At 60.3% G+C, this 26,102-nt stretch carries 23 protein-coding genes; 12 read left to right on the top strand and 11 right to left on the bottom strand.

All coding sequences use genetic code 11. The features are described 5' to 3' along the window. Positions 1-296: 296 nt before the first annotated feature. From AAFO90_RS13345 to AAFO90_RS13330, 4 genes are all read left to right on the top strand, one after another. Complete coding sequence (locus tag AAFO90_RS13345) at positions 297-1,022, top strand: response regulator transcription factor CtrA (RefSeq protein ID WP_065273438.1); 726 nt, start codon at positions 297-299, stop codon at positions 1,020-1,022. Between the two features lie 292 nt (positions 1,023-1,314). Then, a complete protein-coding gene (gene ligA, locus AAFO90_RS13340; protein WP_347509707.1) occupies positions 1,315-3,567 on the top strand; it encodes an NAD-dependent DNA ligase LigA in 2,253 nt (750 codons plus the stop codon). Further along, a complete protein-coding gene (gene recG / locus AAFO90_RS13335) occupies positions 3,564-5,654 on the top strand; it encodes an ATP-dependent DNA helicase RecG (protein ID WP_347509706.1) in 2,091 nt (696 codons plus the stop codon). Before ligA ends, recG begins: the two co-directional genes overlap by 4 nt. Positions 5,655-5,804: 150 nt before the next feature. Then, positions 5,805-5,927: a hypothetical protein gene (locus tag AAFO90_RS13330; RefSeq protein ID WP_274831152.1), complete on the top strand. Its 123-nt coding sequence runs from the start codon at positions 5,805-5,807 to the stop codon at positions 5,925-5,927. Between the two features lie 256 nt (positions 5,928-6,183). On the opposite strand, the gene AAFO90_RS13325 is transcribed toward AAFO90_RS13330, so the two are convergent. Both AAFO90_RS13325 and AAFO90_RS13320 read right to left on the bottom strand, forming a co-directional pair. Further along, positions 6,184-7,590 carry a methyl-accepting chemotaxis protein gene (locus tag AAFO90_RS13325; RefSeq protein ID WP_347509705.1) on the bottom strand — a complete coding sequence of 469 codons (1,407 nt, stop codon included), beginning with the start codon at positions 7,588-7,590 and terminating at the stop codon, positions 6,184-6,186. Positions 7,591-7,648: 58 nt separating this feature from the next. Beyond that, complete coding sequence (locus tag AAFO90_RS13320; protein ID WP_065270139.1) at positions 7,649-8,101, bottom strand: iron-sulfur cluster assembly scaffold protein; 453 nt, start codon at positions 8,099-8,101, stop codon at positions 7,649-7,651. Positions 8,102-8,159: 58 nt separating this feature from the next. Here AAFO90_RS13320 and hisI point away from each other — a divergent pair, with 58 nt between their 5' ends. Beyond that, positions 8,160-8,555, top strand: coding sequence for a phosphoribosyl-AMP cyclohydrolase (hisI, locus tag AAFO90_RS13315; protein ID WP_347509704.1), 396 nt, complete (start codon positions 8,160-8,162; stop codon positions 8,553-8,555). 6 nt (positions 8,556-8,561) lie between these two features. Here the strand turns inward: hisI and gluQRS are convergent, their stop codons facing one another. The 3 genes from gluQRS to AAFO90_RS13300 form a co-directional block, all read right to left on the bottom strand. Then, positions 8,562-9,404: a tRNA glutamyl-Q(34) synthetase GluQRS gene (gene gluQRS / locus AAFO90_RS13310; RefSeq protein WP_347509703.1), complete on the bottom strand. Its 843-nt coding sequence runs from the start codon at positions 9,402-9,404 to the stop codon at positions 8,562-8,564. A 15-nt stretch (positions 9,405-9,419) separates the two neighbouring features. Next, a complete protein-coding gene (gene trmFO, locus AAFO90_RS13305) occupies positions 9,420-10,763 on the bottom strand; it encodes a methylenetetrahydrofolate--tRNA-(uracil(54)-C(5))-methyltransferase (FADH(2)-oxidizing) TrmFO (protein ID WP_347509702.1) in 1,344 nt (447 codons plus the stop codon). A 339-nt stretch (positions 10,764-11,102) separates the two neighbouring features. Beyond that, on the bottom strand, positions 11,103-11,891 hold the full coding sequence (locus tag AAFO90_RS13300) for an enoyl-CoA hydratase (RefSeq protein WP_347509701.1): 789 nt from the start codon (positions 11,889-11,891) through the stop codon (positions 11,103-11,105). Positions 11,892-11,949: 58 nt separating this feature from the next. Between AAFO90_RS13300 and AAFO90_RS13295 the strand changes: the two genes are divergently transcribed. Then, complete coding sequence (locus AAFO90_RS13295) at positions 11,950-12,372, top strand: PaaI family thioesterase (RefSeq protein WP_347509700.1); 423 nt, start codon at positions 11,950-11,952, stop codon at positions 12,370-12,372. A gap of 3 nt (positions 12,373-12,375) precedes the next feature. Here the strand turns inward: AAFO90_RS13295 and asd are convergent, their stop codons facing one another. Then, positions 12,376-13,266 (bottom strand): archaetidylserine decarboxylase, encoded by an 891-nt coding sequence (gene asd, locus AAFO90_RS13290; protein WP_347509699.1) that lies wholly within the window; start codon positions 13,264-13,266, stop codon positions 12,376-12,378. 199 nt (positions 13,267-13,465) lie between these two features. Here asd and AAFO90_RS13285 point away from each other — a divergent pair, with 199 nt between their 5' ends. From AAFO90_RS13285 to AAFO90_RS13265, 5 genes are all read left to right on the top strand, one after another. Next, positions 13,466-14,077 (top strand): holin-associated N-acetylmuramidase, encoded by a 612-nt coding sequence (locus tag AAFO90_RS13285; RefSeq protein ID WP_347509698.1) that lies wholly within the window; start codon positions 13,466-13,468, stop codon positions 14,075-14,077. A 5-nt stretch (positions 14,078-14,082) separates the two neighbouring features. Next, positions 14,083-14,676: a holin family protein gene (locus AAFO90_RS13280; RefSeq protein WP_347509697.1), complete on the top strand. Its 594-nt coding sequence runs from the start codon at positions 14,083-14,085 to the stop codon at positions 14,674-14,676. A gap of 79 nt (positions 14,677-14,755) precedes the next feature. Then, positions 14,756-16,723, top strand: coding sequence for a heme lyase CcmF/NrfE family subunit (locus AAFO90_RS13275; protein ID WP_347509696.1), 1,968 nt, complete (start codon positions 14,756-14,758; stop codon positions 16,721-16,723). A gap of 50 nt (positions 16,724-16,773) precedes the next feature. Continuing rightward, complete coding sequence (locus AAFO90_RS13270) at positions 16,774-17,214, top strand: cytochrome c-type biogenesis protein (protein WP_347509708.1); 441 nt, start codon at positions 16,774-16,776, stop codon at positions 17,212-17,214. Positions 17,215-17,328: 114 nt separating this feature from the next. Then, on the top strand, positions 17,329-18,105 hold the full coding sequence (locus AAFO90_RS13265) for an enoyl-CoA hydratase-related protein (protein ID WP_347509695.1): 777 nt from the start codon (positions 17,329-17,331) through the stop codon (positions 18,103-18,105). A 47-nt stretch (positions 18,106-18,152) separates the two neighbouring features. Here AAFO90_RS13265 and AAFO90_RS13260 read toward each other — a convergent pair whose 3' ends face one another. The 4 genes from AAFO90_RS13260 to gltX all read right to left on the bottom strand — a co-directional run bounded on the left by AAFO90_RS13260 (position 18,153) and on the right by gltX (position 23,206). Next, the gene (locus AAFO90_RS13260) at positions 18,153-19,019 is read right to left on the bottom strand and encodes a calcium-binding protein (RefSeq protein ID WP_347509694.1); all 867 of its coding nucleotides are present in this window, start codon (positions 19,017-19,019) and stop codon (positions 18,153-18,155) included. A gap of 199 nt (positions 19,020-19,218) precedes the next feature. Next, positions 19,219-20,163, bottom strand: a complete 945-nt coding sequence (locus AAFO90_RS13255) for a calcium-binding protein (RefSeq protein ID WP_347509693.1) — start codon at positions 20,161-20,163, stop codon at positions 19,219-19,221. A 218-nt stretch (positions 20,164-20,381) separates the two neighbouring features. Then, entirely contained in the window at positions 20,382-21,677 is a 1,296-nt protein-coding gene (gltA, locus tag AAFO90_RS13250; protein WP_065270151.1) for a citrate synthase, read from the bottom strand. 128 nt (positions 21,678-21,805) lie between these two features. Beyond that, positions 21,806-23,206, bottom strand: coding sequence for a glutamate--tRNA ligase (gene gltX / locus AAFO90_RS13245; protein WP_347509692.1), 1,401 nt, complete (start codon positions 23,204-23,206; stop codon positions 21,806-21,808). Between the two features lie 79 nt (positions 23,207-23,285). Here gltX and AAFO90_RS13240 point away from each other — a divergent pair, with 79 nt between their 5' ends. Then, positions 23,286-25,298 (top strand): ComEC/Rec2 family competence protein, encoded by a 2,013-nt coding sequence (locus tag AAFO90_RS13240; protein ID WP_347509691.1) that lies wholly within the window; start codon positions 23,286-23,288, stop codon positions 25,296-25,298. A 101-nt stretch (positions 25,299-25,399) separates the two neighbouring features. Here the strand turns inward: AAFO90_RS13240 and lexA are convergent, their stop codons facing one another. Next, positions 25,400-26,092 carry a transcriptional repressor LexA gene (gene lexA / locus AAFO90_RS13235; RefSeq protein ID WP_274828025.1) on the bottom strand — a complete coding sequence of 231 codons (693 nt, stop codon included), beginning with the start codon at positions 26,090-26,092 and terminating at the stop codon, positions 25,400-25,402. Positions 26,093-26,102: the final 10 nt, after the last annotated feature.

Raw genomic sequence — 26,102 nt, 5'->3', positions numbered from 1 at the left:
GCGCAAGGCGGACCCAGACCTCATCTGTCAACACAAACCGCTCTTCGTTCATTCAAACCTCCATTTTGGAAGCTTGAATCAGATTTCAGCCAGCTTGGGAATCCTGAATGTCCACAGACCCTAGTGCTTAATACTAACCTTTTGCTCCGCCTACCCAGTGCCATTTTGTGCTAAAACAACACCGAACGGTTGATTTGATGTTGAGTTTTAACGATCATGGTAACGGGGCATTAACTATTTTCCAGCAAGGTTAACAGCGACCTGAGGGAAACAGGATACAGGCGGAGAAAACGAACATGCGCATTCTTCTTGTTGAGGATGATCCTACAACTGCAAAAAGCATTGAGTTGATGCTGACCCATGCCAACCTGAACGTCTATACGACGGATCTGGGCGAGGAAGGCATCGATCTGGCGAAGCTTTACGATTACGATCTGATCCTTTTGGATCTGGGACTTCCGGACATGAACGGGCACGAAGTGCTGCGCCAATTGCGCATGGCACGTATTGAGACGCCCATTCTCATCCTGTCTGGTGCTGATGATACAGACAATAAAATCAAAGGCTTCGGTTTCGGCGCTGATGATTACCTGACCAAGCCGTTCCATCGTGAGGAACTGGTGGCACGGATCCACGCGATCATTCGCCGCTCCAAGGGTCACTCCCAGTCGATCATCAAGACCGGCAAGATCTCGGTTAATCTGGATGCAAAAACCGTTGAGGTTGACGGCAAGGCCGTTCACCTGACCGGCAAAGAATACCAGATGCTGGAGCTTCTGAGCCTGCGGAAGGGAACGACCCTGACCAAGGAAATGTTCCTGAACCATCTTTATGGTGGCATGGACGAGCCGGAACTGAAAATCATCGATGTTTTCATCTGCAAGTTGAGAAAGAAACTCAGCACTGCGACAGGTGGTGAAAACTACATCGAAACCGTCTGGGGCCGTGGTTATGTGCTGCGCGATCCGCAGGACGACCAGCTGGGCGGTGGCGCAGAACAACGAATGGCTGTCGGCGCCTGATCGCCAGCCTATTCGATGAGTAATCCAATATTTGGGGGCGGTGAGCTGCCCTCAATCTATACGGTTCGCGCGATAGGCGAAAAGCGTGCGCCGTTAACCATAAGGTCGCGTCATTAACCATGTGCGCGTCCTGGCGACATTAGTGTCCACCAGCATGGCCTGTCTGGGCCTTGCTGTAACCCGCTGCGGCGGGATTTTTTGTGTCTGATGATGCTCCAAAGCGCTCTTGCTTCTCTGGACGTGGCTGGTTCTCCGGCCTATCACCTAGTCTGAAGCAAGACGGGGCAAACGCGTGACACAACAACAAGACAGCGATCCGAAAAGTCTTTCTGCAGAAGAAGCCCGCCAGGAATTCCTCGCTTTGCAGGAAAAACTTCAGGCCGCAGACCTCGCGTATCACCAGAAAGATGCTCCGGTCATTTCGGACGCCGAATACGATGCGGCCAAACGCCGGTATGTTGCTCTGACGGACGTGTTTCCGGCACTGAAAGACGAAGCATCGCAGCTGGATACCGTGGGGGCCCCGGCCGCGTCCGGTTTTGGCAAGGTGACGCATAGCGTGCCGATGCTGTCGCTGGGAAATGCCTTTGAAGACAGCGATGTCGCAGATTTCGCCCGCAGCATCCGCAAATATCTGGGACAGTCAGAGGATGCTCCGCTCAGTTTTACTGCTGAGCCGAAAATCGACGGTCTATCGCTGTCTTTGCGCTATGAAAACGGTGTGCTGATACAGGCCGCCACCCGAGGCGACGGTTCGGTGGGCGAGAATGTCACCGAAAACGCCCGTACCATAGACGATATTCCACAACGGATCGCGGATGCGCCGGATGTTCTGGAAGTGCGCGGTGAAGTCTACATGAGCCACGAGGCTTTTTCCGCCCTGAACGCCCGGCAGGAGGAACGCGGTGGCAAGACATTTGCCAACCCGCGCAACGCGGCGGCAGGGTCCTTGCGTCAACTGGATCCGGAAATTACCCGCTCCCGTCCATTGCAATTCTTTGCCTATAGCTGGGGTGAGCTCTCTGAACCCCTTGCGGAAACGCAGTTCGAGGCGATGAAACGATTGGAAGGCTTTGGTTTTACCATCAATCCCCTGACCAGGCTGTGCCCCACTGTGGACGAGATGATTGCGCATTACCGGAGCATCGAGGAACAGCGGGCAACGCTGGGCTACGATATCGACGGTGTCGTTTACAAGGTGAATGACATGGCGCTGCAGGGGCGGCTGGGTTTCCGCTCCACCACGCCACGCTGGGCGATTGCGCATAAGTTTCCCGCCGAACTGGCCTGGACCCGGCTCGAAGCCATCGACATTCAGGTGGGCCGCACCGGCGCGCTCAGCCCGGTGGCGCGGCTGACCCCGGTGACCGTGGGCGGGGTGGTTGTCTCGAACGCGACACTGCACAATGAGGATTACATTCGCGGGCTGGACTCCAAAGGCGAAGAAATCCGTGGCGGCAAGGACATCCGCATCGGCGATTGGGTGCAGATCTACCGCGCTGGTGATGTGATCCCCAAGGTGGCGGATGTGGACCTCACCAAGCGGCCCGAGGGTGCAGAGCCATATGCATTCCCGCATATCTGCCCGGAATGCGGATCCGAAGCGATCCGGGAAGAGGGCGACGCTGTGCGCCGCTGCACCGGTGGCCTTATCTGTCCCGCGCAGGCTGTTGAAAAGATGAAACATTTCGTCTCTCGCGCGGCCTTTGATATTGATGGGCTGGGCAACAAGCAGGTCGAACAATTCTACGGCGATGAATGGATCCGCGAACCGGCTGATATCTTTACCCTGCGGGACCGCTTTGGCTCTGGCATGCAGCAGCTGAAAAACCGCGAAGGTTGGGGGGAAAAATCGGCCGCCAACCTGTTTGATGCCATTGATGAGAAACGACAGATCCCACTGGCCAAGTTCATCTTTGCCCTTGGTATTCGCCACGTCGGCGAGGTCGGTGGCCGCGATCTGGCGCTGCATTACGGCGGTTGGGGTGAACTGGTTTCGGCGCTTGATACCGCGCGTCCGGCGGCGCTGGCGCATCGGGCGGCGGATGAGGCGGAAGAGGCCGAACGCATCGCCGCCGCCGAGGAAGGGCGCCGGGCCCGGATCACTGACACCCGTGCTGCTGCGGTCAGCGCCTGCGACGTACCCGAGGCCGCGCAGGCGGCCTGGGACGATCTGGTCGGCGCCAACGGGATAGGACCTATTCTGGCCCTGTCTCTGTCCGACGCCCTTGCCAACCCCGAGGAACGCGCCGCGATTGACCGTTTGACGGCACATCTGACGATCATCGCCCCGGATGCACCCGCCGCCGAAAGCCCGGTGTCCGGCAAAACGGTGGTCTTCACCGGAACGCTGGAAAAGATGACAAGGGCCGAGGCCAAGGCGCGGGCTGAGGCGCTGGGGGCAAAGGTCTCCGGCTCGGTCTCCAAGAAAACCGATATCCTTGTGGCGGGGCCCGGGGCCGGATCCAAGGCAACCAAGGCGGCAGATCTTGGGATCAAGGTTCTGGATGAAGACAGCTGGCTTGAGCTGATAGAACAGTCATGAGCGGGCGTCCCGAGATCCTGTTTCCCCTGTTTTCAGGGCTGGAGAAACTGCCAGGGATTGGGCCGAAGACGGCCCAAAATCTGGAGCAGATCCATATAGAAACGCCGCGTGACCTGTTGTTTTCATTGCCATACTCGGTACAGGATCGCCGTCGTCGCGATACGGTTTCCGGGTTGGAGCTGCCGACCGTTGCCACGGTTGAAGTCACCAGCGGCGCCCATAGGCCGCCGCGCAATCGCGGGGGCGCCTACCGCATTACGGTGACGGATGCGGAGACGGATTTTCAGTTGGTGTTCTTTCACGGACGCAGCCGCTACCTGGAGGCGCAGTGCCCCGAGGGATCGCGGCGTCTGGTGTCGGGCAAGCTGGAGCTGTTCGACGGTATCGCGCAGATGGTGCATCCCGATCACATGGTGCCAGTCGAAGAGGCCGCGACGATCCCCGAGTTCGAGCCAGTCTATCACCTGACCCATGGGGTATCGCAGAAAACCATGTTCAAGGCACTGCGCGGTGCCTTGGATCTGGCCCCTGATCTGCCCGAGTGGATCGACCCCGAGCAGGTGAAACGCGAAGCCTGGCCTTCATGGGACGCGGCGATCACCACGGCGCATGAGCCACAAGGGCAGGAGGATCTGTCCCCTGATGCACCGGCACGGGCGCGCCTGGCCTATGATGAGCTGTTTGCGCATCAGCTGACGCTGGCGATTGCCCGCCAATCGGAGCGCAAATCCCGTGGCATCCAGAGTCAGGCCACCGGGCGTTTGCAGTCCCGTGTCCTGTCGGCGCTACCTTATCGCCCCACGGGGGCGCAAACCCGAGCGATTGAGGAAATATCCGCCGATATGGCCTCGGACCGGCGGATGAACCGGCTGCTGCAGGGCGATGTGGGCGCGGGCAAGACGCTGGTGGCGCTGATGGCGCTTCTGGTCGCGGTGGAGGCTGGCGGGCAGGGCGTGATGATGGCTCCGACCAGCATCCTCGCGCAGCAGCATTACGACGGGCTGCGCCCGCTTGCCGAAGAGGCAGGCGTGGTTCTGGAGCTGCTGACCGGCCGGGATAAGGGCGCCGAGCGCAAGGCCAAGCTGGCCGCGCTAGAGCGGGGTGATATCCAGATCCTGGTTGGCACCCATGCGGTGTTCCAGCAGGATGTTCATTTTGCGGATTTGCGGCTGGCCATCGTCGACGAACAGCATCGGTTTGGCGTTCGTCAACGTATGGAGCTGGCGGAAAAAGGCATGGGCGCGGATGTTCTGGTGATGACCGCGACGCCCATTCCGCGGTCTCTGGCGCTGGCGCAGTATGGCGATATGGATGTTTCGGTGCTGGATGAAAAACCGCCCGGCCGCAAGCCGGTGAAGACGGCGGTGATCAGTACCGAACGGACCGAAGAGATCGTCAATCACCTGCGCCACGCTATCGAGGAAGGGCGGCAATGCTACTGGGTGTGCCCCTTGGTGGGCGAATCCGAGGTCATGGACCTGACCGCTGCAGAAGAACGGTTCAAGCTCTTGCGCGCCGCCCTTGGCGAAGGCGTGGTGGGTCTCGTGCATGGGCAGATGCCGGTTGGGGAAAAAGATGCTGCCATGGCCGCCTTTCAAAGCGGTGAGACAAAGGTTCTGGTGGCGACCACGGTGATCGAGGTGGGCGTCAACGTGCCCAATGCCTCGATCATGGTGATCGAACGGGCCGAAATCTTTGGCCTAGCCCAACTGCATCAGCTACGGGGCCGGGTCGGGCGTGGCAGCGCCGAATCCACCTGCCTGTTGATGTACCAGCCACCGCTGAGCGAGGGAGGCCGCCGGCGGCTGGAGGTGCTGCGCGAAACCGAGGATGGCTTTCGCATTTCCGAAACCGATCTGGAGATGCGCGGTGCCGGTGACATGATCGGCACAGCCCAATCCGGCCTTCCGCGGTTCAGGATTGCCGATCTGGAACGGCAGGCCCCGCTGATGGCCGTGGCGCAGAGCGATGCGCGTGCGCTGCTGGCCAAAGACCCTGATCTGACCGGCCCCCGGGGGCAGGCCGCACGCGTTCTGCTGTGGTTGATGAAGCAGGATCAGGCGTTCCGTTTAATTTCAGTGGGTTAGTCTGTTTCGTTCCTACTGAAACCAGTTTTGTTCCAAAAAGTTCGCAAATGTTCTCATAAAGTTCTTTACTTGCTGTTCGTAAAGTGAGAACAAAGGGGCAACAAGAACGCGCCTAAGCGCAAACACAGCGAACTGACCGGAGGAACGATAATGATTGCACAGTTGAAAACGACCCTTCAAAACGCCCAATCCACCCTGCTGCAGGACGCGATTGGTGCGGGCGCCCTTACGGTCATGCTAGTGGCGGCGCTGCACCTTCCGGGATCTTTCTAAGCCTGACACAATCCTGAATTCGATCTTGGCTCTTCATGGTGGTCGCACTGCATCCTGTCCCGAACCGATGAGGGGAACACCTGCCTGTACCCATCCCCGTCCGGCCTTGCCTGATTGCCGGAAAGCGTGACCCGTCCCGCATGAAGAACCAGAGTTGCCGCCACCATCTGCCCGGATGTGTGGCGGCTTTTTTTATTGCGTGAATATATAGTTGCGCGGGGTTTTCGTCTGTTTCTGGGATCCGTGTAATTGGGCTTCAGGTCGTAAAGGCCATCCGCAGACCACCCCAATGGCGACCACCCACGGTAATGGGCGCCGACAGGTCCTTCATCATGACGAAGTCGCCGCCGCCCATGTCGCGCCGGTAAACCTGCATCAGGAAGGGACCTGTGTTGCGTCCGGCCTTGAGCCCGACACGATCATCGAAAATCCGCCGGTTGCGGCAGTTGGCCGTGTTCCAGTCAGGATCTGCGCTTTGCGGTTTGGAAAATTTCTTGTTGTGGGTCGGGAGGTATCCGTTGACGTCCACTGCTGCGGAAAAGACCACGCGCGGATCCAGATCCAGGGCGGCCTCCAGCAGCGGCGGCAGGACGCTGTCGGTGAACTTGGTGAAACGGGTCATGACCTGTGTCGGATTGGTGTTGGGGATTGGAACATAACTCCGGTCGAACAGATCTGCCTGCGAAATCCGGCTGCTGGTCAGGCCCTCTTCGAATAGCCTGCCAATCTGGGCCGCCATGTCGGTGACAAATGCGATGAACATCTTGTCCCCGGATTGGCCGCCAAGAGCGACCGTGCCCTGAACAAGACGTTCAGAGGAAAGAATAAGATTTTCAACACGGTGGTGGGTCTTTTGAATGTCGGCAGTGGTATCCTGAACAGAATGCTTGATCCGGTTGATGTTGGGAAAACACGCCTCCATCGCGTCGCGCACGGTCGTGGCATCGGTCAGAATCCGGCCGGTTTCGCTGTTCACGTTCTGGGCGTCTTTTTCAATGCCAGCCAGCGACGCGTCGGTATCTCGGGCGCGGTCCAGGATTTGTTTGGCGGATTTGGATATCGTCTCAGTCTCTTCGTCCAGAGTCCGGATCCAGCTGTAAAGCGTTTCGATATTTGTGCTGATCTCCCGTGCTGCGCGTTGGGTGCGTTTGGATAGATCATTGATCGCCTCTGCAACGACCGCAAATCCCCGCCCGGCATCGCCTGCGCGGCCCGCTTCGATCTTGGCATTGATGGCCAGAATGTTCACCTGCGCCGCGATCGAAGTGATGATCTCGTTGTCCTTGCGCATAGCGTCGACGGTGTTGCTGACGTCCTCGGTCCGGCTGTTGAGATCCTGCACCCATTCGGCAACCTCCTGGCTGCGGCCGCTGCTTTCGCGGACGAGGGCTACGGACGCTCTGGCTGACTCCAGCGTTTTCTGGGTTGATAGAGAGACGGCCCCCACGGTCTCCATGACCTGCGCATTCGATCTGACAACCCGCTCGGCGCCTCGGTCCAATTGGTCAAGATCTTCAAGTTGGGTTTTGGATTTACTCTCGATCGTGTCCAGAAACCCGGCAATGTCGACAATTTCAAAACCGAGCTGGGAAGAGATTTCGGCAAGATCGTTCAGATTGGCGTCCGCGGCTGATGGCGCCTGAGTGTCTTGTTTTTGCAGCATTTAGGGACCCGTTTACTCGTTACAGTCAACAAGTAGCCCAAATGTTATAAAATTATCGTTAAGTACACTCTTCCTTAGCAACTTGCTGAAGCGCCTCACGCGTCGCATCCAGCGCCAGCATGATTGAAGCATGGCGATTCTTGAACTCACGGGCGGGCACCAATACCTCAAGTTCGTCAAAGGGGGCTTGCGGCGGTTCGGCACCTTCGGTCAGCATCGCTTTCAGCTGGTTGCGGGCCTTTTCCACCGTCTCCAGCGAGCAGCCGATAATGTGATCCGCCACAACCGATGCCGCGGCTTGCCCCAGGGCGCAGGCTTTCACGTCCTGGCCGAAATCGGTGATCTTGCCATCCTCGACCTTCAGATCGACGGTCACCGTCGACCCGCAGAGAGGCGAGCGTTTTTTCACTGTGACATCAGGATCTTCCAGACGCTCCAAATGCGGAATATCCGCCGCAAGGGCCAGAATGCGGGAAGAATAGAGTTTGATCAGATCGGTTTCGCTGGACATGCGGGCCTCGGGGTTTCCCTTGGGTGGAGTTCCTCATACATAGGGAGCGAAGCTTCAGATGCAAAAGGTTTTTGCCATGTCCAGCGCGACCACACAGTCCTTTGATCCCGCAAGCCTGCGTTACGACGCAAACGGGCTGATCCCCTGTATCGCGCAGGACCACGACAGCCATGAGGTGCTCATGATGGCCTGGATGAACGCCGAAAGCGTCGTGCGCACGCTGGAGACGGGCAAGGTAACCTATTGGTCGCGTTCGCGGCAGTCGTTCTGGGTCAAGGGTGAAAGCTCGGGCCATGTGCAGGAGCTGGTGGATCTGCGACTGGATTGTGACCGGGATTGCTTGCTTGCTGTCGTGCGCCAGACCGGGCCGGCCTGCCACACCAACCGGCGCAGCTGTTTCTATACCGCTGTGCGGGAAGGGGAAGAGGTCGAACTGATGGCGCCCACGGTCTGAGGGCGCTCAGCCAAGGCCCACCATGCGGCGGATGTCCTGCGGTGTTGCGCCTTCGGCGCGGTATTTTGCGATGGCTCGGGCATCGTCGCGTTTGGCGAGGCGCTTGCCTGCCTCGTCACGGATCAGGCGGTGGTGGTGGTAAATGGGAACCGGCAGCTCCAGCAGTGTCAGTAGCAGGACCTGTAGCTGGGTGAAGTCGAACAGATCCTCGCCCCGTACCACATGGGTGATCTCCTGATGCACGTCGTCCAGCGCCGAGGCTAGGAAATAGGTGATGATCTCTTCGCCTTTACGGGACAGAACCACATCGCCGATTTCCTGCAGGGCGCGCTCAGGATCCAGATGGTGTGTGCCCTTATGCGCCGCGCCGGTTTCTTCGAAGGTCACGTTCTGGCCTTTGAGGCGGGAAAGCGCGCGGTCAAGATGCAGCCGCAGCGCATCACCCGGTTTGCGATCCGACATGGGGCGGTTCTTGCAGGTGCCGGGATAGACGTCGTGGCTGACACCCTCCTGCGGTGCGGAGAGGGCGGCGCGGATATCTGCACGGCTGCAGGAGCAGGGGTATAAAAGCCCCATACTTTCAAAGGCTTTGAGGTATTTGTTATAGTCTTTCAGGTGCTCTGACTGGCGCAGAATAGGCTCGTCCCATCGAAGGCCCAGCCAGGTCAGATCTTCGATGATGGCCGCGTCCCATTCCGGTTTCGACCGTTGCAGGTCGGTGTCCTCCATGCGCAGCAGGAAGGCGCCTCCGGCGGCGCGGGCCATTTCATGAGCAATGATCGCGGAATAGGCATGGCCCAGGTGCAGCGGGCCGGTGGGCGAGGGCGCAAAACGGGTGCGAAATGTCATTGCGCCCCTCGCGGTTCAGGAAAACTGCTGCAGCCATTCGGTCCAGGCGGCTTTGGCCCGATCAGTATAGGCCTTGTAGCGGTCCTTGCGACCGCGACGCCCGCCTTTCAGCCCATCCACCGGGCGGAACAGGCCAAAGTTCACGTTCATCGGCTGGAACGTCTTGGCCTCGGCGCCGCCGGTGATGTGATGGATCAGCGCGCCCATGGCGCTGTCCTGCGGCACATCGGTCAGGGGCTTGCCCAGGATCTCCGCAGCGGCCAGGCGACCGGCAAGCAGGCCCATAGCGGCGCTTTCCACGTAGCCTTCGACGCCGGTGATCTGCCCGGCAAAGCGGATATTGGGCCGCGATTTCATACGCATCTGGCTGTCCAGAAGGGTCGGAGAGTTGAGGAAGGTATTGCGGTGGATACCGCCAAGCCGAGCGAAACTGGCATTCTCCAGCCCCGGAATCATCCGGAACACCTCGGTCTGGGCGCCGTATTTCATCTTGGTCTGGAAGCCGACGATGTTGAACAGCGTCCCCAAGGCATTGTCGCGGCGCAGCTGTACCACGGCGTGGGCCTTGATGTCGGGCTGGTGCGGGTTGGTGAGGCCAACGGGCTTCATTGGTCCGTGGCGCAGGGTTTCGCGGCCGCGTTCGGCCATCACTTCAATCGGCAGGCAGCCGTCGAAATAGCCAGCGGTTTCGCCCTCGTGGAACTCTGTCTTGTCGGCGGCGAGCAGCGCGTCGATGAAGGCCTCGTATTGGTCCTTGTCCATCGGGCAGTTGAGGTAGGCGGTGCGCTCCTCCTCGGTTTCGCCCTTGTCATAGCGCGACTGCATCCAGGCCTTGGACATGTCGATGCTCTCGGCATAGACGATGGGTGCAATGGCATCGAAGAACGCCAGCGCCTCGGCGCCGGTTTCAGCCTGGATCGCCTTGCCCAGATCGGGGGAGGTCAGCGGACCGGTTGCAAAGATCCAGTGACCTTCGGTGGGAAGCTCTGTGATTTCTTCATAAGAAACAGAGACATTCGGAAGGCTCTTAAGCTGGGCGGTGACGGTTTCGGCAAAGGGTTCCCGGTCCACCGCCAGGGCGCCGCCTGCGGGCAGGCGATGCTTATCCGCCGTGGTCATGATCAGACCCTTGGCGGCGCGCATTTCCCAATGCAGCAGGCCAACGGCGTTCTGTTCATCGTCATCGGAGCGGAAGGAGTTGGAACAGACCATCTCACCCAGGTTGCCGGTCTGGTGGGCAAAGGTTTCGACCGTGGGCCGCATCTCGTGCAGCACGACCTTTACGCCCATGTTCGCCGCCTGCCAGGCAGCTTCGGACCCGGCCATGCCGCCGCCCACGATATGCAATTCTTGTGTCATGAAGTGCCACATAGGGCAGGGATGGCCATTGCGCAATATGACATGCGCCGGGGGCAGCGATGGCGCGCAATGCAAGGGGGCCGACAACGCACCCGTTTGCTGATCATTGGAACCGGTATTGTGCAGGGGAGAATTTTGGGGCCACTGCGGCGGGAATGTCGACCGGGGAGAGAGACCCGGTTGGAGGGACCTTCCGACGCAGCGGCCCAAAATTGTGACCGGTCTGTGACCGGTGCCCAACCTTTGCCATGATCCTGCCTTTATTGAAAGACCGGATATGGAAACAATATCTGGTCAATCGTAAACAAAGGCTAAACTTGTTTTAAATTTTCGGAAAACTCAGTTGTCTTCCCAGTTGGGCGGACGCTTTTCGATAAAGGCGTTGAGCCCTTCGATGGTGTCTTGGTGCATCAGGTTTTCGACGATCACCCCGCTGGTATAGGCATAGGCCTCGTCTAGGGGCATTTCGATTTGACGGTAATAGGCTTCCTTGCCGATCTTCACGGCCGAGCCGAGTTTTGATGCGATGGTTTCTGCCATCTTCAGCGTTTCCGCCTCCAGATCCTCTTCGGGCACGGCGCGGTTGATCAGGCCCAGCTCGGCGGCGCGGACGGCGGACATGAACTCGCCAGTGGTCAGCAGTTCAAAGGCATGTTTTCGCGGGATATTGCGAGACAGGGCCACCATAGGGGTCGAGCAGAACAGACCGATATTGACGCCATTGACGCCGAACCGGGTGCCCTGCGCCGCCACAGCCAGATCGCAAGAGGCGACAAGTTGACAGCCAGCGGCAGTCGCAATCCCATGCACTTGGGCAATCACCGGCTGCGGCAGGCGTTGCAGACCCATCATAACGCTGGTGCAGCGGGCGAACAGCCCCTCGAAATAGGCCTTGCCGCCATCCTCGGCCTGCCGTCCCGCCGTCATCTGCCGGATGTCATGCCCGGCGCAGAAGGCCTTGCCCTCGCCAGAGAGTACAACCGCCTTGATTGTGCTGTCGTTTTTCAAGGCGTCGATCTGCTCTTGCAGGGCGGCCAGCATCTCATCCGACAGCGCGTTCAGCCGCTCGGGAGCGTTCATGCGCAGATGTGCGATCGCATTTGCGTCGCGACGTTCCAGAATTGTCATCTTGTCCTCCTGACCCTGTTTGGGGCAACTCTATGGCGGACAAGGGAGAAGGAAAAGCATGGCTTTGGCTTTTGATGCGGCGGGGCTGACCGCCTATATGGCGGAGATCTTTCCGCAGGTGGCGGATGATTTCGTGGTGGATGAACTGTCTGAGGCAGGGATCACCATGCGGCTGCTGACGGCAGAACGGCACCTGCGGCCGGGCGGCACTGTGTCTGGCCCTTCGATGTTCGCGCTGGCTGATGTGACGGTCTACGGGCTGGTACTATCCCGGCTGGGACGCAAGGCACTGGCGGTGACCACCAATTGCTCGCTTGATTTCATGCGCAAGCCCGAGGCGGGTGTCGATCTGATCGCCAAAGGAACTCTGTTGAAACTGGGCCGCGCGCTCGCTGTTGGCGATGTGCATATGTATTCGGAAGGTTCGGACAAGATGGTGGCGCGCTCCACCATGACATACTCGATTCCGCCGGAAAAATAGGGGTCAGAGGGCGCGCGCCAGAGGTTCGCCGACTTTCACAAGGGTTTCCAAGCCTTTGGAACTGTTGGTGATCAGATCGTCGCTGAACTGGACCTTCCCGGGTTCAAAGACCACGACGACGGTGGAGCCGCCGAACTTGAAATAGCCCTTTTCGTCCATCTTCTCGACCCGGCCACTGGTGCGGGTGTTGACGATGGACCCCACGCCAAAGGCGCCGACCTCGACAAAGCACATGGTGCCCGCCGTGTCCGTGTCGATCAGGGTCAGGCTGCGCTTGTTGTCGCCGAACACATCCGGCCCGGCGCCAAGCGCGATGGGGTTCACCGAATGCAGCGCGCCTGGAATGTCGCGGGTTTCGGTAATCTGGCCTGCGGTCGGAAAATGATACCTGTGATAATCGGCGGGGCACAGGCGGACGATGGCGAGGGCGCCGCCCAGAAACCGCTCGTGCAGGCCGGGCAGCATGGTACGGATTGACATCGGGTGCCCTTTGACCGGGACAAAGACGTCCTTATCCAGCTCTGGGAACACCAAGACACGACCATCTGCCGGGGAGACGATGTCGCGTGGCTCATCGCTATAGGGGCGGGTTTCCGGTTTCAGGTGCCGCACGAAGAAATCATTGAAGCAGCGAAAGCTGGAGACCGGATCGCGGGCCTCGTCCATGTCAATCGACAGTTCCTCGATGACCGCGGCGATCTTGCGCCGGGACAGGGGCGAGTCGAACCACAGCCCGAACAGGCGGCTAACCAAAGAGGATCGGAACAGTGCGTGCTCCAGCAGGTTGGAGCCTGCGTCCTGATAAGCCCAGCGGATCCATTTCTCGCCAAGGATCACCTCGTCGAAAACCGTGCCGCTTGCCCGGTCGACCACCTTGATCGGAGTATTCGTCATCTGTCTGCCTTGCCGCTTGTCCGGCCTGTCTGGCCCGTGGCGATGAGGTAGCAGAGTGCGCGCAGAAGGCTCAAGGGCGGAATGCAACGGCGGCGGAGGGCCGCAGGGCCAGACCGTTGCCTCACACGCGGACGCCAGGGTAACGGGACCTCAGCTGTTTGGTGCAACACTTTGCCACTAAACAGCAAAGAGTGTCCGGATGCAGGTCAGACAGATTGCCGAAGAGATCGTCGAGCGCGAAGGCGGTTATGTGAATGATATCGGTGATCCGGGTGGGGCCACCAAACACGGGGTCACGATCGGGACCCTGAAACGGCTGGGAATTGATGTTACCGGTGATGGGCAGGTCGACGCCATGGATGTGAAGGCGCTGAGCCGAAAGCAGGCGGAGGATATCTTCGTCCGCTGTTATTTTGAACGTCCGGGGATCGCCCGCTTGCCAGAGGCGCTCCAGGCATCGGTGTTCGATATGTATGTCAATTCCGGCGCCAACGCGGTGCGGATCCTGCAGGGGCTGTTGCGGGAGATGGGATTTGACTTGGCGGTGGACGGGGTCATCGGGCCGCATACTGCGGCGGCGGCGCAGCGGGCGGCGCAGGTAGATGACGGCAGCCTGCGCGACGCCTACGGCATTGCCCGGCGCAGTTACTATTTCGACTTGGCAGACCGGCGCCCGGCCAGCCGCAAATACGCCCGGATGCGCGCGGGCGGCAAGGGCGGATGGATCCGTCGCGCCGAGACCTTCATCAGCAAAAAATACCACATGGACCGGCAGGCCTTTGCCCGGCGGGTCGCATCGTGGCAGGGATAAAAACGATGATCACAGGTTTGGTTCGCTTGCTGTTTGGACGTAATCGCAACGTGTTGCGTGAAACAGTTGAGGTTTTTCGTGAAAACGCAGAGGCCGGTGCAGAGCGCGCCAGCCGGGCGCAAAGCGCGGCGCTGCAGCAGTTCGCCGCAGAATTCCGCGCTGAACGGCGCAGCGGGTTTGACCGGGTGATGGATGGGATCAACCGGCTGCCAAGACCGCTGCTGGCGCTCGGGACAGTGGGGCTGATGGTGAGCGCAATGGCCAACCCCGCATGGTTTGCAGCCCGGATGCAGGGGCTGGCGGCCGTGCCCGAACCGTTGTGGTGGCTGCTGGGGGTTATCGTCTCGTTCTATTTTGGCGCGCGTCATCAGATTAAAAGCCAGGAGTTCCAGCGGAGCCTCGCGAAAGTCGCGGCGCGCATGCCGAAAGGCGCAGAAAGTTTTGCGTCTTTGCAGGGTGGTGAGGCGCCGTCCGTTCAAGAAGCCCCTTCTATGCAGCAGGAAGGACACTTGGCGGCGAGTGCGGAAGCCGAAAACCGGGCGCTGGCGGCATGGAAGCAAAGCCAGCTCAGGCTGTCGCAGGCCGACCCCGCAGAGTAAGCGCGCAATCGCCTCCTGCGGCGGCTGGACGCGCCAAATGCCATTGGCGCCGCCCCGGTGAAAGATTATAGACAGAGGTATGATTACAGAACTCGGTCACTTCGCCCTCATCCTCGCCTTTCTGGTTGCCATCGTGCAGATGGTCGTTCCCATGATCGGCGCCCATAAACGCTGGCCCGGCTGGATGGCCGTCGCCGAACCTGCGGCACAGGCGCAGTTCTTCTTTACCGCCTTTGCCTTTGCGGCGCTGGTCTGGGCCTTCGTGACTTCGGATTTCTCGCTCCGGCTTGTCACCCTCAATAGCCACTCGGCCAAGCCGATGCTTTACAAGATCTCGGGCACCTGGGGGAACCACGAAGGCTCCATGCTGCTCTGGGTGCTGATTGTCAGCCTGTTCGGCGCAGTGGCCTCGGTCTTCGGCGGCGGCTTGCCGCAGACGCTCAAGGCGCGGGTTCTTTCGGTTCAGGCCGCCATTGGTGTTGCCTTCTTTGCCTTCATTCTGTTCACATCGAACCCGTTCCTGAGGCTGGTGTCGCCGCCGTTTGACGGGCAGGATCTGAACCCGCTGCTGCAGGACCCGGGCCTCGCCTTTCACCCGCCATTCCTTTACCTCGGCTATGTTGGGCTTTCGATGGCGTTTTCCTTTGCCGTGGCAGCCCTGATCGAGGGGCGCATTGATGCCGCTTGGGGACGCTGGGTGCGGCCATGGACGCTGGCCGCCTGGATCTTCCTGACCATCGGCATCGCGCTGGGATCCTGGTGGGCCTATTACGAGCTGGGTTGGGGTGGCTTCTGGTTCTGGGACCCGGTGGAAAACGCCAGCTTCATGCCCTGGCTGCTGGCGGCAGCGCTGCTGCATTCCGCCATCGTGGTGGAAAAACGTGAGTCACTCAAAAGCTGGACCATCCTGCTGGCCATCCTCGCCTTTGGCTTCTCGCTGATCGGGACCTTTATCGTACGCTCGGGGCTGCTGACCTCGGTACATGCCTTTGCCAACGATCCGGAACGCGGCGTGTTCATTCTATTCATCCTGGCCTTCTTTACCGGCGGGGCGCTGACGCTGTTCGCCGCGCGTGCCCAACAGATGCAGGCCAAGGGTGTTTTTGGGGTCGTCAGCCGCGAAGGCGCGCTGGTGGCCAACAACATCCTGCTGGCCGTGAGCTGCTTTGTGGTGTTCTTTGGCACGCTCTGGCCGATCGTGGCGGAAATGGCCTTTGCCCGCAAACTGAGCGTCGGACCGCCCTTCTTCAACGCGGCCTTCACCCCCTTCATGGTGCTTTTGGGGATGATCCTGCCGGTTGGCGCCATGCTGCCGTGGAAACGCGGTAAGCTGGGCCAGACGATCTGGTACTTGCGCTATGTGCTGGTCCTGTCGGTTGCCTTGGGTGTGCTGGCCTGGGCCATGCAGACGGGCCGCTCCGGTCTGGGGCCCATCGGGTTGTTCATTGGCTCCTGGGTGGTCTTTGGCGCCGCTGCCGATCTGTGGTCGCGCACCGGCAAGGACGGGCAGTTCGGTCGATTGCTGCGCCTGCCGCGCGCTGACTGGGGTAAGGCCGTGGCCCATGCAGGGCTGGGGATCACCATCTTTGCCATTGCCGGTCTGACGGCGTGGGAAGAGGAAGACATCCGCGTTGCCAAGATCGGAGAGCCCTTCACTGTCGGCGGGTACGAGCTGGTCTTGGATGCGGTCGATCGCGCGCGGGGGCCGAACTACTTCACCACCATGGCCACCGTCAGCATCTTTAAGGATGGCGCGGATGTTGCTGTGCTGCATCCCGAAAAACGCACCTATCCGGTGGCGAAGATGCCGACGACAGAGGCCGCAATTGACTACCGGCTGTTGCGTGACCTTTACGTGGTGATCGGGGATCAGCAGGCAGATGGCGGCTGGACCGTGCGGACCTATATCAAACCGCTGGCCAACTGGATCTGGGGTGGCTGTCTGTTGATGGCGCTTGGCGGTTTGCTGAGCCTCAGCGACCGACGATTCCGCGTGGCAGCCGGGGCCCGCAAGGGCGCTGGCGCGGCCAAGGTGCCCGCAGAATGAGGGGCGCGGCTATGCTCAATCGGTTTACCAAGGTTCTGGTGATCACCCTCATGGGGGTGGTCGCGCTGCCTGCGACGCCTGTACTGGCCGTCCAGCCGGATGAGGTCCTATCCGATCCGGTTTTGGAGGGGCGCGCGCGCGAATTGTCCAAGGACCTGCGCTGCCTGGTCTGCCGCAACGAGAATATCGATGAATCCAACGCCGATCTGGCGCGGGATCTGCGGCTTCTGGTGCGCGAGCGCCTGGTGGCCGGGGACAGCGATACCGAGGTGATCGATTTCGTGGTCGACCGGTATGGCGAATACGTGCTGCTGCGGCCCACCACCACGGGAGCGAACTGGCTGCTTTGGGCGGCGGGTCCGCTGATGCTGTTGCTGGCCCTTGGTCTTGGCGCCGGGTATCTGCGTGGGCGGGCCAAGGCGCCCGGCACAGCAGAGGCCGGACTGAGCCCCGAGGAAGAAGACCGGCTGCGGAAAATTATGGACGAGTGACGCCGGGTCCGGCTTTTCGACCGCAATGCTTTACGCCACCATGGCTGAAATCACATCCGCTCTGCGGCGCCACTGGCCCGCGGGGATCCGAGAGAAGACAGACGAGGCCCTCTGATGGACTATAAAGAAATCCAATATTCGCTTGAGAACGGATTGGCGATCCTGACGCTGAACCGCCCGTCGAAGATGAACGCGCTGACTGGTCAGATGCGGGCCGAACTGACCCATGCCCTGAAACAGGCCGCGGGCGAGGCACGCGCTGTGGTGCTCACCGGCGCTGGCAGCGCCTTTTGCTCGGGGCAGGATCTGAGCGATGCCTCTGGCTCTGGCGACCTGGATCTGGAGCGGACGCTGCGCGACGAATACACGCCGATGCTTGAGGCGCTTTATGATTGCCCGGTGCCGACCATGGCGGCGGTCAACGGTCCAGTGGCCGGGGCAGGGGCCAATCTGGCGCTGGCAGCCGATGTGGTAATCGCGACCGAGAGCGCCTATTTCCTGCAGGCCTTTGCCCGGATCGGCCTGATGCCCGATGCTGGTGGGACCTGGTTCCTGCCGCGCCAGATGGGGCTGGCCAAGGCGATGGGCGCGGCCCTGTTTGCGGACAAGATCACGGCCAAGCAAGCCAGCGACTGGGGCATGATCTGGGAAGCGGTACCGGACGCCGAGTTCGACGCCCATTGGCGGGCGCGCGCGGCCTATCTGGCCGAAGGTCCGACCAAGGCCTTTGGCGCCATCAAGACCGCGATGCGCGGCAGCTATGACAAAAGCCTGCCCGAACAGCTGTCGATTGAGGCGCAGTTACAGGGCGAATGCGGCAAGACCCGCGATTTCCTGGAAGGAGTAACTGCCTTCATGGAAAAACGCCCAGCCAAGTTCGAAGGGCGTTAGTAGGGGACCGGCCCGGTCGGTTATTCTGACGCGGGGCCGACTTTCTTTTAGATTTCTGCGGCGGTTGCGCGTAGGCGGACATGGACATCGACGCTGAACAATCCGTCCGTGTCGTTGATCCGCATGATGGAGACCCCATCGGCATATAGGGTGCTGTCCTGACCACCGGACCCGTTCTCTTCGGATGTGACGGTGAGGTCGGGGGCCTCTTCGCTTTCAGGATAGTAGTAGAGAACCGCGTCTTCATCCAAGTCGAAGTCGGTAATGACTGCAAGGTCGTTACCTTGCGCCCAGGCACCTGTAATGAAGTCGTTGCTGCCGCCACCGCCCGTCAGAATATCTCCGTCGCCGGCAATCAAGGTGTCATGGCCGTCACCGCCCAGAAGAGTGTCGCTGTCGCCATCGTCTGAGACGGAGCTGAAGTATGGGGTCATTCTGACGCCAAATCCGTCCTGAATATCCTCCAAGGCATCTGCTGCCTGATCTTCCGCGATCTCATACATGACGACACCGGAAAGAACGTCGTCGCCAGCCCCGCCGAGCATGATGTCGGACCCTTCGCCGCCATAAAGCCCGTCGCCACCGAACCCGCCGTTCAATGTGTCTTGCCCCTGGTCTCCCTGCAGCCAATCGGCGCCGAGGCTTCCGGTGATGCTATCGTTACCTTCTTCGCCGATAAGCACATCCTGATCGGAGCCGCCGCGTAGCCAGTCATCGCCCCCACCGCCAGTAATGGCATCCGATCCATCCCCGCCATGGATGGTATCATCTAAATCGGTACCGGTCAGAACATCGCCTTCCTCGGTTCCGGAAAGGTCTTCCCCTTCAGCGGTGGGATCTTGATCATCGTCGGTTGCATCAAGAATAAGCCCTGCAAAAAGGCCAAGAGAAACAAGCGCGAAAAGAGCAATCATAGGAATATCCTGAAAGTTCTAAATACAACTTGCGGAAAGATAATCTTGAGGGGGGGGTGTGTCAATTTTTAATGAAAAACAAACGGTTGGTATTGTTTCTTTAAGGGTGACAATTCTTGATTGGTGGCGATCGGCGGGATTGGTTCCGTCCTTATCTGGAAGGGGTCCCACAGTTCAGAATTGCAGGACCCGCTGTCGATCAGGTAGTCGCCCGAGCTCCATAGGGGATCACGCGAATGTCCTGCGCGGGATCAAACGTACCATCCTGATCCAGCACCCGAATAACCTCCACCCCATCCGCATAGACGATTGCATCGCTGCCTTCGGTCTCGTTGGGAAGGTGGTCCACCGTCAACGCGGGCGCAGGTCCATCCAAGGGATCATAGCCGTAGATAAGCTGATCTTCGCCCCGTGAAAAATCTGTGATGGTTGCCGCAGGTTCACCTTCCAGCCAGGATGCCGTGACGAACAGATCCTTGCCGCTGCCGCCGATGACCGTGTCATCTACTCCGAACACAAGGGTGTCGTCCCCTTCGCCGCCATCGACGCTGTCGCCGCGGGAATCGGTGTCTTCGGAGAAGTCGATGCCAAGTTGCTCCAGAAGATCTCGGGCGCCATTCTCCAGAGAGCGATCTTGTTCCAGGTTGTCGATAGTCCCCTCGAGAAGTTGCCCGCTTGCGATGATAAGATCCTGGCCGAGATCGCCATGCAAGCTGTCAGAGCCTTGATTATCCAAAAGGATGTCATGGTCGCGCCCGCCGCGGAGCATGTCATCACCGCGGTCACCGGTGACAAAATCATCCCCGTTGCCGCCAAATACGCTGTCGTCGCCACCGCCGCCGGAAACGGTGTCCATGCCACCGTCGCCAAAGACCCTGTCGGACCCGCGCTGACCGGCGAGGTCATCATCGCCATTACGCCCCAAAAGCGTGTTGTCCTGCCGGTTTCCGGTTATCTCGTCGTCACCGCTGGCACCGGTAAACGCATCATCCGGTTGCTCCTCTTCGGTAATTGTTTCCGAGGTCTCAACCTCATCATCCGATTCGAGAAATACAAAACCCGCAAGCAGGCCGACGCCGATCATGGCCATCCAAAACATAAAAATTCCCCCAAATAACAATAAAAATTTAATAAACCATCCCATTCGACCTGCCTAGCTAAAGAGTAGGTAAACACCGCTATTGCAGATGAGCGCGCGGATAATGGTTCGTGATGAGAAGAATTATCTACAAATTTAGAACAATCTTGGGAGTGAACTCGGGGAATCCGGGGAGTTGGACGCAGCTGGAGGGCCGCTCCAGCCAACAAAAAACGCCCCGCACCCAGAAGGTGCGAGGCGTCCAATCAAGGCTGTCATGCCGATCAGCGGTTTTCGATATCCACGTAATCGCGGGCGGTTTCGCCGAGGTACAGCTGACGCGGACGACCGATTTTGTTCTGTGGGTCTGCGATCATCTCTTTCCACTGGGAGATCCAGCCGACGGTGCGCGACAGCGCGAAGATCGGCGTAAACATCGAGGTCGGGAAGCCCATCGCCTCCAGGATGATGCCCGAGTAGAAGTCGACGTTCGGGAACAGTTTCTTCTCGATGAAGTAGGGGTCGTTGAGCGCGGTCTGTTCCAGCTCCTTGGCAACCTGCAGCAGCGGGTTGTCCTCGACGCCGAGCAGTTCAAGAACCTCATCCGCGGACTGTTTCAGAACCTTGGCGCGCGGGTCGGTGTTTTTGTACACGCGGTGACCAAAGCCCATCAGGCGGAACGGATCGTTCTTGTCCTTGGCGCGGGCGATGAACTCGGGGATCTTGTCGACGGTGCCGATTTCTTTCAGCATCTCGAGGCAAGCCTGGTTGGCGCCGCCATGGGCCGGACCCCAGAGGCAGGCGATACCAGCCGCGATACAAGCGAACGGGTTTGCACCCGAAGAGGACGCCAGACGCACGGTCGAGGTCGAAGCGTTCTGTTCGTGGTCCGCGTGCAGGATAAAGATCCGGTCCATGGCGCGGGCCAGGATCGGGTCGACGTGATATTCTTCGGCCGGAACCGAGAAACACATGTGCAGGAAGTTCGCGGCGTAATCCAGATCGTTGCGCGGATAGACGAAGGGCTGACCGATCGAATATTTATAGGCCATCGCGGCGATGGTCGGCAGTTTTGCGATCAGGCGGATCGAGGCGACCTCGCGCTGCCACGGATCGGCGATATCGGTGGAGTCGTGGTAGAAGGCGGACATCGCGCCAACCACACCAACCAGGGTCGCCATCGGGTGTGCATCGCGGCGGAAACCACGGAAGAAGTTGTGCATCTGCTCGTGCACCATGGTGTGACGGGTCACACGCGCTTCGAAATCTTCCAGCTGAGCAGCGGTCGGCAGCTCACCGTAAAGCAGCAGGTAGCAGACTTCGAGGTGGTGCGAATTGGCTGCAAGTTGGTCGATCGGGTAGCCACGGTGCAGCAGCTCGCCCTTGCCACCATCGATGAAGGTGATGGTGCTGTCGCAGCTTGCGGTCGAAGTGAAGCCCGGATCGTAAGTGAAGACACCGGCCTGCGCGTAGAGTTTGCGGATGTCGAGAACATCGGGCCCGGCTGTCGGAGAGAAGATGGGAAGCTCGTAAGTTTCGCCATTCAGGCTGAGCTGGGCTGTCTTATTGGTATCGGTCATAGATGTCCCTTCCTGTTACAGGCACGAAAACCCGGAGAAATCCGGGCTTCGTGCAGGCAGCACCTGCGCGTGGACTGCGCAGGTGAGGTCGTATCGAAGCAGACTTACCCAAGGGTTAAGAGGCGGGATCAGCCTGCAGCGTCGGTCAAACGGGCCAATGTTTCCTCACGGCCCAAAATCAGCATCATATCGAACACCGAAGGCGTTACCGCCCGGCCTGCCAGGGCCGCTCTCAGCGGGCCGGCCAGCTTACCGAACTTGGTATCCTGTGCTTCCGCGAATTGGTTGAGAAGCGCCTCCAGATCGTCACGCGTCCAGCTAGCACTTTGCAACTGCGGCGTCAATTCATTCAGTATACTATCGGATACAGATGCCAGCGCCTTGGCCGCCTTTGCATCCGGTTCGATGGGGCGTGACGTCAGGATAAAATGCGCTTTCTCAAGAAGTTCAGGGAAAGTCTTGGCGCGATCTTTCAGGCAGTACATGGCCCGTTCAAGATCAGTTGACTGAACGTCAGTCAGGGCAGGCTCACCGGCTGCGGCAAGATAGGCTCCGATCTCCTGCCGCAGTGCAGCGTCATCGCTAACGGCGATATGCTGCCCGCAGAGGCTTTCCAGCTTTTTGGTATCGAACCGGGCCGGGCTTTTGCCGATTCCATCCAGATCGAACCATTCGCGTGCTTGCGCGTCGGTGAAGAACTCATCGTCGCCATGGCTCCAGCCGAGACGGGCCAGATAGTTGCGCATGCCAGCCGCGGGATATCCCATGGCCTGATACTCCTGCGCGCCAAGGGCGCCGTGGCGTTTCGACAGTTTCTTGCCGTCGGGGCCATGGATCAGCGGAATATGCGCCCAGACCGGAATGTCCCAGCCCATCGCCTCGTAGATCATCATCTGACGGGCGGCGTTGTTGAGATGGTCGTCGCCGCGGATTACATGGGTGACGCCCATGTCATAATCGTCCACGACCACGGCCAGCATATAAACAGGCGTGCCATCGGACCGCAGCAGAATCATGTCATCCAGCTGGTCGTTGCGGATGGAGACATCGCCCTGCACCTGATCGCGAATGACCGAAGTCCCCTCCTGCGGGGCCTTGATGCGCACCACGTAAGGCGCATCCGGATGAGTGGAGGCATCGGCATCGCGCCAGGGCGAGCGGTAGAGCGTTGATTTACCCTCGGCCCGGGCCGCATCGCGGAAGGCGGCGATTTCTTCCTGGGTGGCGAAGCATTTGTAGGCCTTGCCTTCGGCCAGCAGCTGATGCGCGACCTCGGCGTGACGGTCGGCGCGCTCGAACTGGCTGATCACCTCTCCGTCGTGATCCAGACCCAGCCAGTCCAGCCCCTGCAGGATCGCTGCGGTGGCTTCGGGGGTGGAGCGTTCCCGGTCGGTATCTTCGATTCTGAGCAGGAATTTACCGCCGCGTCCGCGCGCATAAAGCCAGTTGAACAGCGCGGTGCGGGCGCCGCCGATATGCAGAAAGCCGGTGGGCGAAGGGGCGAAACGGGTGACGACCGGTTTGGACATGGAGGTGATTTACCTTTTGGAAACCATAAGAGGAGTAGCGTTTCTGCCTGTCTACCCACCCGAAGGGTCAGGAGCAAGCATGCGTATGATGCCTATCCTGGACCCGCTGCTACAGGTTCAAAGGGGACATTTACTGGCCTGGGTGCCGGTGTTTCTGGGACTTGGAATAGGGGTCTTTTTTGCGCTCCCGGTCGAGCCGGGGACGCTGGCCTACCTTTGCGCCCTGGGTGTTGGTGGGTTATGCGCCGGTTTGTCCTTGCGGGGTAGCACCAGCGGACTGCTGGCCCGTGCGGTTCTTCTTTGTGTTGTTGGGTTTATGGCTGCGGGTTGGCGGTCTCATTCAGTGGCCGCTTCGGTGCTGGGCTTTCGCTACTACGGTCCGGTCGAAGGGCGCGTCGTCCATATCGACCGGTCGGCGCGCGATATGCTGCGGCTCACGCTGGATCAGGTACGGCTGAAACAGGTGTCGCCGGACAGAACGCCTGCACGGGTGCGAATTTCTGTGCCGGTGGACAGCGGCTTGCCTCCGCCCGGCGCAAGGGTGGCCACCACGGCGCATCTGATGCCGCCACAAGGTCCGGCAGAGCCGGGCGGTTTTGATTTCCGACGCCACGCCTGGTTTCTGCAACTGGGCGCCAATGGCTATACCCGGGTTGCCGTGCTGACCCTTGATCCCGGCCCGCCGGGGCTGACCTTGGCCGGGCTGCGGCGGGATCTGTCTTTGGCCCTGCGCCAGCGGCTGCCCGGCGAGACAGGCGCCATCGCAGCCGCCATCACAACCGGGGACCGCAGTGGCGTCGGTCAGGGCACGCTTGGGGATTTGCGGGCCAGCAATCTGGCGCATTTGCTGGCCATTTCCGGCTTGCATATGGGGCTGGTGGCCGGATTCGTCTTTGCCGCTCTGCGGTTCACCTTCTGTTTGGTGCCGCCCATTGCCCTACGGCTGAACGTTAAGAAGCTGTCAGCGGCTGCGGCCTTGCTGGCGGCGAGCGGATACCTTGCCCTGTCCGGCGGGAATGTCGCGACCGAGCGGGCCTTTATCATGGTGGCGGTGATGTTTGCCGCGGTGCTGCTGGACCGGCGGGCGATTTCCCTGCGCGCGGTTGCCATCGCTGCGGTTCTGGTGCTGTTGCGCCGCCCCGAAACGCTGCTCAGCCCGGGATTCCAGATGAGCTTTGCTGCCACGGCCGCGTTGGTGGGGGTGTTCGGCTGGGTTCGGGACGATGGGATCACCCTTGGGCCGCGATGGCTGCGGCCGGTTGCGGCGCTGGTTCTGTCCTCGCTGGTTGCAGGGCTTGCCACGGCGCCTTTTGGCGCGGCGCATTTCAACACCCTGTCGCATTATGGTCTGCTGGCCAACCTGTTGGCGGTGCCGGTGATGGGCCTTGTCGTCGTGCCCGCCGCAGTTCTGTCCTTTTGCCTGCTGCCCCTGGGTCTGCAGGGCCTCGGCCTGGCGGCGATGGGGGCCGGCATTGACTGGATCCTGACCGTCGCCCGCGCGGTTGCGGACCTGCCGGGAGCAGAGGGCACGGTGATGCAGCCGGGGCCTTGGGTGCTGCCACTGCTGTCAGTCGGTGGTTTGTTCCTGTTGATCTGGCTGGGACGTTTGCGCCTTCTCGGGGTGTTGCCGGTTGCACTGGCCTTTGCGCTCTGGTCGCAAGCCACACGTCCGCTGGCGCTGATTTCATCGAACGGCGGCTTGGTCGGGGTGATGGGGCCAGAGGGCCGGGCCTTGTCCCGCAGCAAGGGGCAGGGCTTTGCCGCGCGGGTCTGGTTGGAAAACGACGGCGATCCCGTCAAGCAGGCCGTTGCCGCAAAGCGCTGGCGGCCTCAGGACAATGATCGGAACCTGCGCCGCGCCAGGGTTGGTCCCTACAGTCTGGTGCATGCGGTAGGCAGCAGGGCTGCGGAGCGTTTGACCTCATGTGCTGAGAGGGAGATTCTGGTGTCGACGGTCGATCTGAAGCCGGAGGGCGGCTGCATCATTTTGGGGCTACAGCAATTGCGGCGCATGGGCAGTATTGTGATCGATCAGCAAGGCAAATTGACCACGGCGAGGGACCTGTCAGGGCAGCGCATCTGGACCCGCTAGGGCCATTGACCGCGATTGGTACGGCTCATCCGAACCGGGCCGGTGTCCGCCGTATACAACAACTGGCCGACACTCCGCCCACCAAACAGCGGTGCGGGCTGTCAGTAGCTGCGGATCAAGCCAACCAGCCGCCCCTGTACCTCAACCTGATCGGAGGGGTAGGCGCGGGTTTCATAAGCCGGGTTGGCGGCCTCCAGTTCAATCGCGCCGTTGCGGCGATAGATCTTTTTCAGCGTGGCTTCATGCCCCTGAACCAAGGCGACCACGATGTCGCCATCGTCCGCCGTGTCGGTTTCGCGGATCACCACGATATCGCCGTTGTTGATCCCGGCGTCGATCATCGAGTCGCCGCGCACCTCAAGGGCGTAGTGGCTACCGGATGAGGTTAGCATCGAACTGGGCACAGTCACCTTGCTGGCCATCTGGCTGATTGCCTCGATCGGCACACCTGCAGCGATGCGCCCCATGACGGGCAAGTCCATTGCGGAGCCAATCGCTCGGTCGGTGTTGGCCGCAGCCGGTCCCGCATCTGCACTGGCGGAGCGATCCGTGCCCGTCTCGGTGGATCCGCCGCTGATACTGTCAGGGAGACGCAGGATTTCGATGGCGCGGGCGCGGTGGGCCAGGCGGCGGATGAAACCGCGTTCTTCCAAAGCAGTGATCAGGCGGTGGATGCCGGATTTCGACCGCAAATCCAGTGCGATCTTCATTTCGTCAAAGCTGGGCGGGACACCGTCCTTTTGCAGACGCGTGTGAATGAATTCCAACAAATCCAATTGCTTCTTGGTCAGCATGTCCGCCCCT

This window comes from Phaeobacter sp. CAU 1743, from assembly GCF_039839315.1.
Classification (GTDB): Bacteria; Pseudomonadota; Alphaproteobacteria; order Rhodobacterales; family Rhodobacteraceae; genus Phycobacter; species Phycobacter gallaeciensis_A.
Note: the sequence above shows the minus strand (reverse complement) of the source record. Positions and strands in the feature narration are given on the sequence as shown.

Coding starts and splice junctions, on each gene's coding strand:
- AAFO90_RS13345 (WP_065273438.1), top strand. CDS start 297: ATGCGCATTCTTCTTGTTGAGGATGATCCTACAACTGCAAAAAGCATT.
- recG (WP_347509706.1), top strand. CDS start 3,564: ATGAGCGGGCGTCCCGAGATCCTGTTTCCCCTGTTTTCAGGGCTGGAG.
- AAFO90_RS13330 (WP_274831152.1), top strand. CDS start 5,805: ATGATTGCACAGTTGAAAACGACCCTTCAAAACGCCCAATCCACCCTG.
- AAFO90_RS13325 (WP_347509705.1), bottom strand. CDS start 7,590: ATGCTGCAAAAACAAGACACTCAGGCGCCATCAGCCGCGGACGCCAAT.
- AAFO90_RS13320 (WP_065270139.1), bottom strand. CDS start 8,101: ATGTCCAGCGAAACCGATCTGATCAAACTCTATTCTTCCCGCATTCTG.
- hisI (WP_347509704.1), top strand. CDS start 8,160: ATGCAAAAGGTTTTTGCCATGTCCAGCGCGACCACACAGTCCTTTGAT.
- gluQRS (WP_347509703.1), bottom strand. CDS start 9,404: ATGACATTTCGCACCCGTTTTGCGCCCTCGCCCACCGGCCCGCTGCAC.
- trmFO (WP_347509702.1), bottom strand. CDS start 10,763: ATGACACAAGAATTGCATATCGTGGGCGGCGGCATGGCCGGGTCCGAA.
- AAFO90_RS13300 (WP_347509701.1), bottom strand. CDS start 11,891: ATGACAATTCTGGAACGTCGCGACGCAAATGCGATCGCACATCTGCGC.
- AAFO90_RS13295 (WP_347509700.1), top strand. CDS start 11,950: ATGGCTTTGGCTTTTGATGCGGCGGGGCTGACCGCCTATATGGCGGAG.
- asd (WP_347509699.1), bottom strand. CDS start 13,266: ATGACGAATACTCCGATCAAGGTGGTCGACCGGGCAAGCGGCACGGTT.
- AAFO90_RS13285 (WP_347509698.1), top strand. CDS start 13,466: ATGCAGGTCAGACAGATTGCCGAAGAGATCGTCGAGCGCGAAGGCGGT.
- AAFO90_RS13280 (WP_347509697.1), top strand. CDS start 14,083: ATGATCACAGGTTTGGTTCGCTTGCTGTTTGGACGTAATCGCAACGTG.
- AAFO90_RS13275 (WP_347509696.1), top strand. CDS start 14,756: ATGATTACAGAACTCGGTCACTTCGCCCTCATCCTCGCCTTTCTGGTT.
- AAFO90_RS13270 (WP_347509708.1), top strand. CDS start 16,774: ATGGGGGTGGTCGCGCTGCCTGCGACGCCTGTACTGGCCGTCCAGCCG.
- AAFO90_RS13265 (WP_347509695.1), top strand. CDS start 17,329: ATGGACTATAAAGAAATCCAATATTCGCTTGAGAACGGATTGGCGATC.
- AAFO90_RS13260 (WP_347509694.1), bottom strand. CDS start 19,019: ATGATTGCTCTTTTCGCGCTTGTTTCTCTTGGCCTTTTTGCAGGGCTT.
- AAFO90_RS13255 (WP_347509693.1), bottom strand. CDS start 20,163: ATGGGATGGTTTATTAAATTTTTATTGTTATTTGGGGGAATTTTTATG.
- gltA (WP_065270151.1), bottom strand. CDS start 21,677: ATGACCGATACCAATAAGACAGCCCAGCTCAGCCTGAATGGCGAAACT.
- gltX (WP_347509692.1), bottom strand. CDS start 23,206: ATGTCCAAACCGGTCGTCACCCGTTTCGCCCCTTCGCCCACCGGCTTT.
- AAFO90_RS13240 (WP_347509691.1), top strand. CDS start 23,286: ATGCGTATGATGCCTATCCTGGACCCGCTGCTACAGGTTCAAAGGGGA.
- lexA (WP_274828025.1), bottom strand. CDS start 26,092: ATGCTGACCAAGAAGCAATTGGATTTGTTGGAATTCATTCACACGCGT.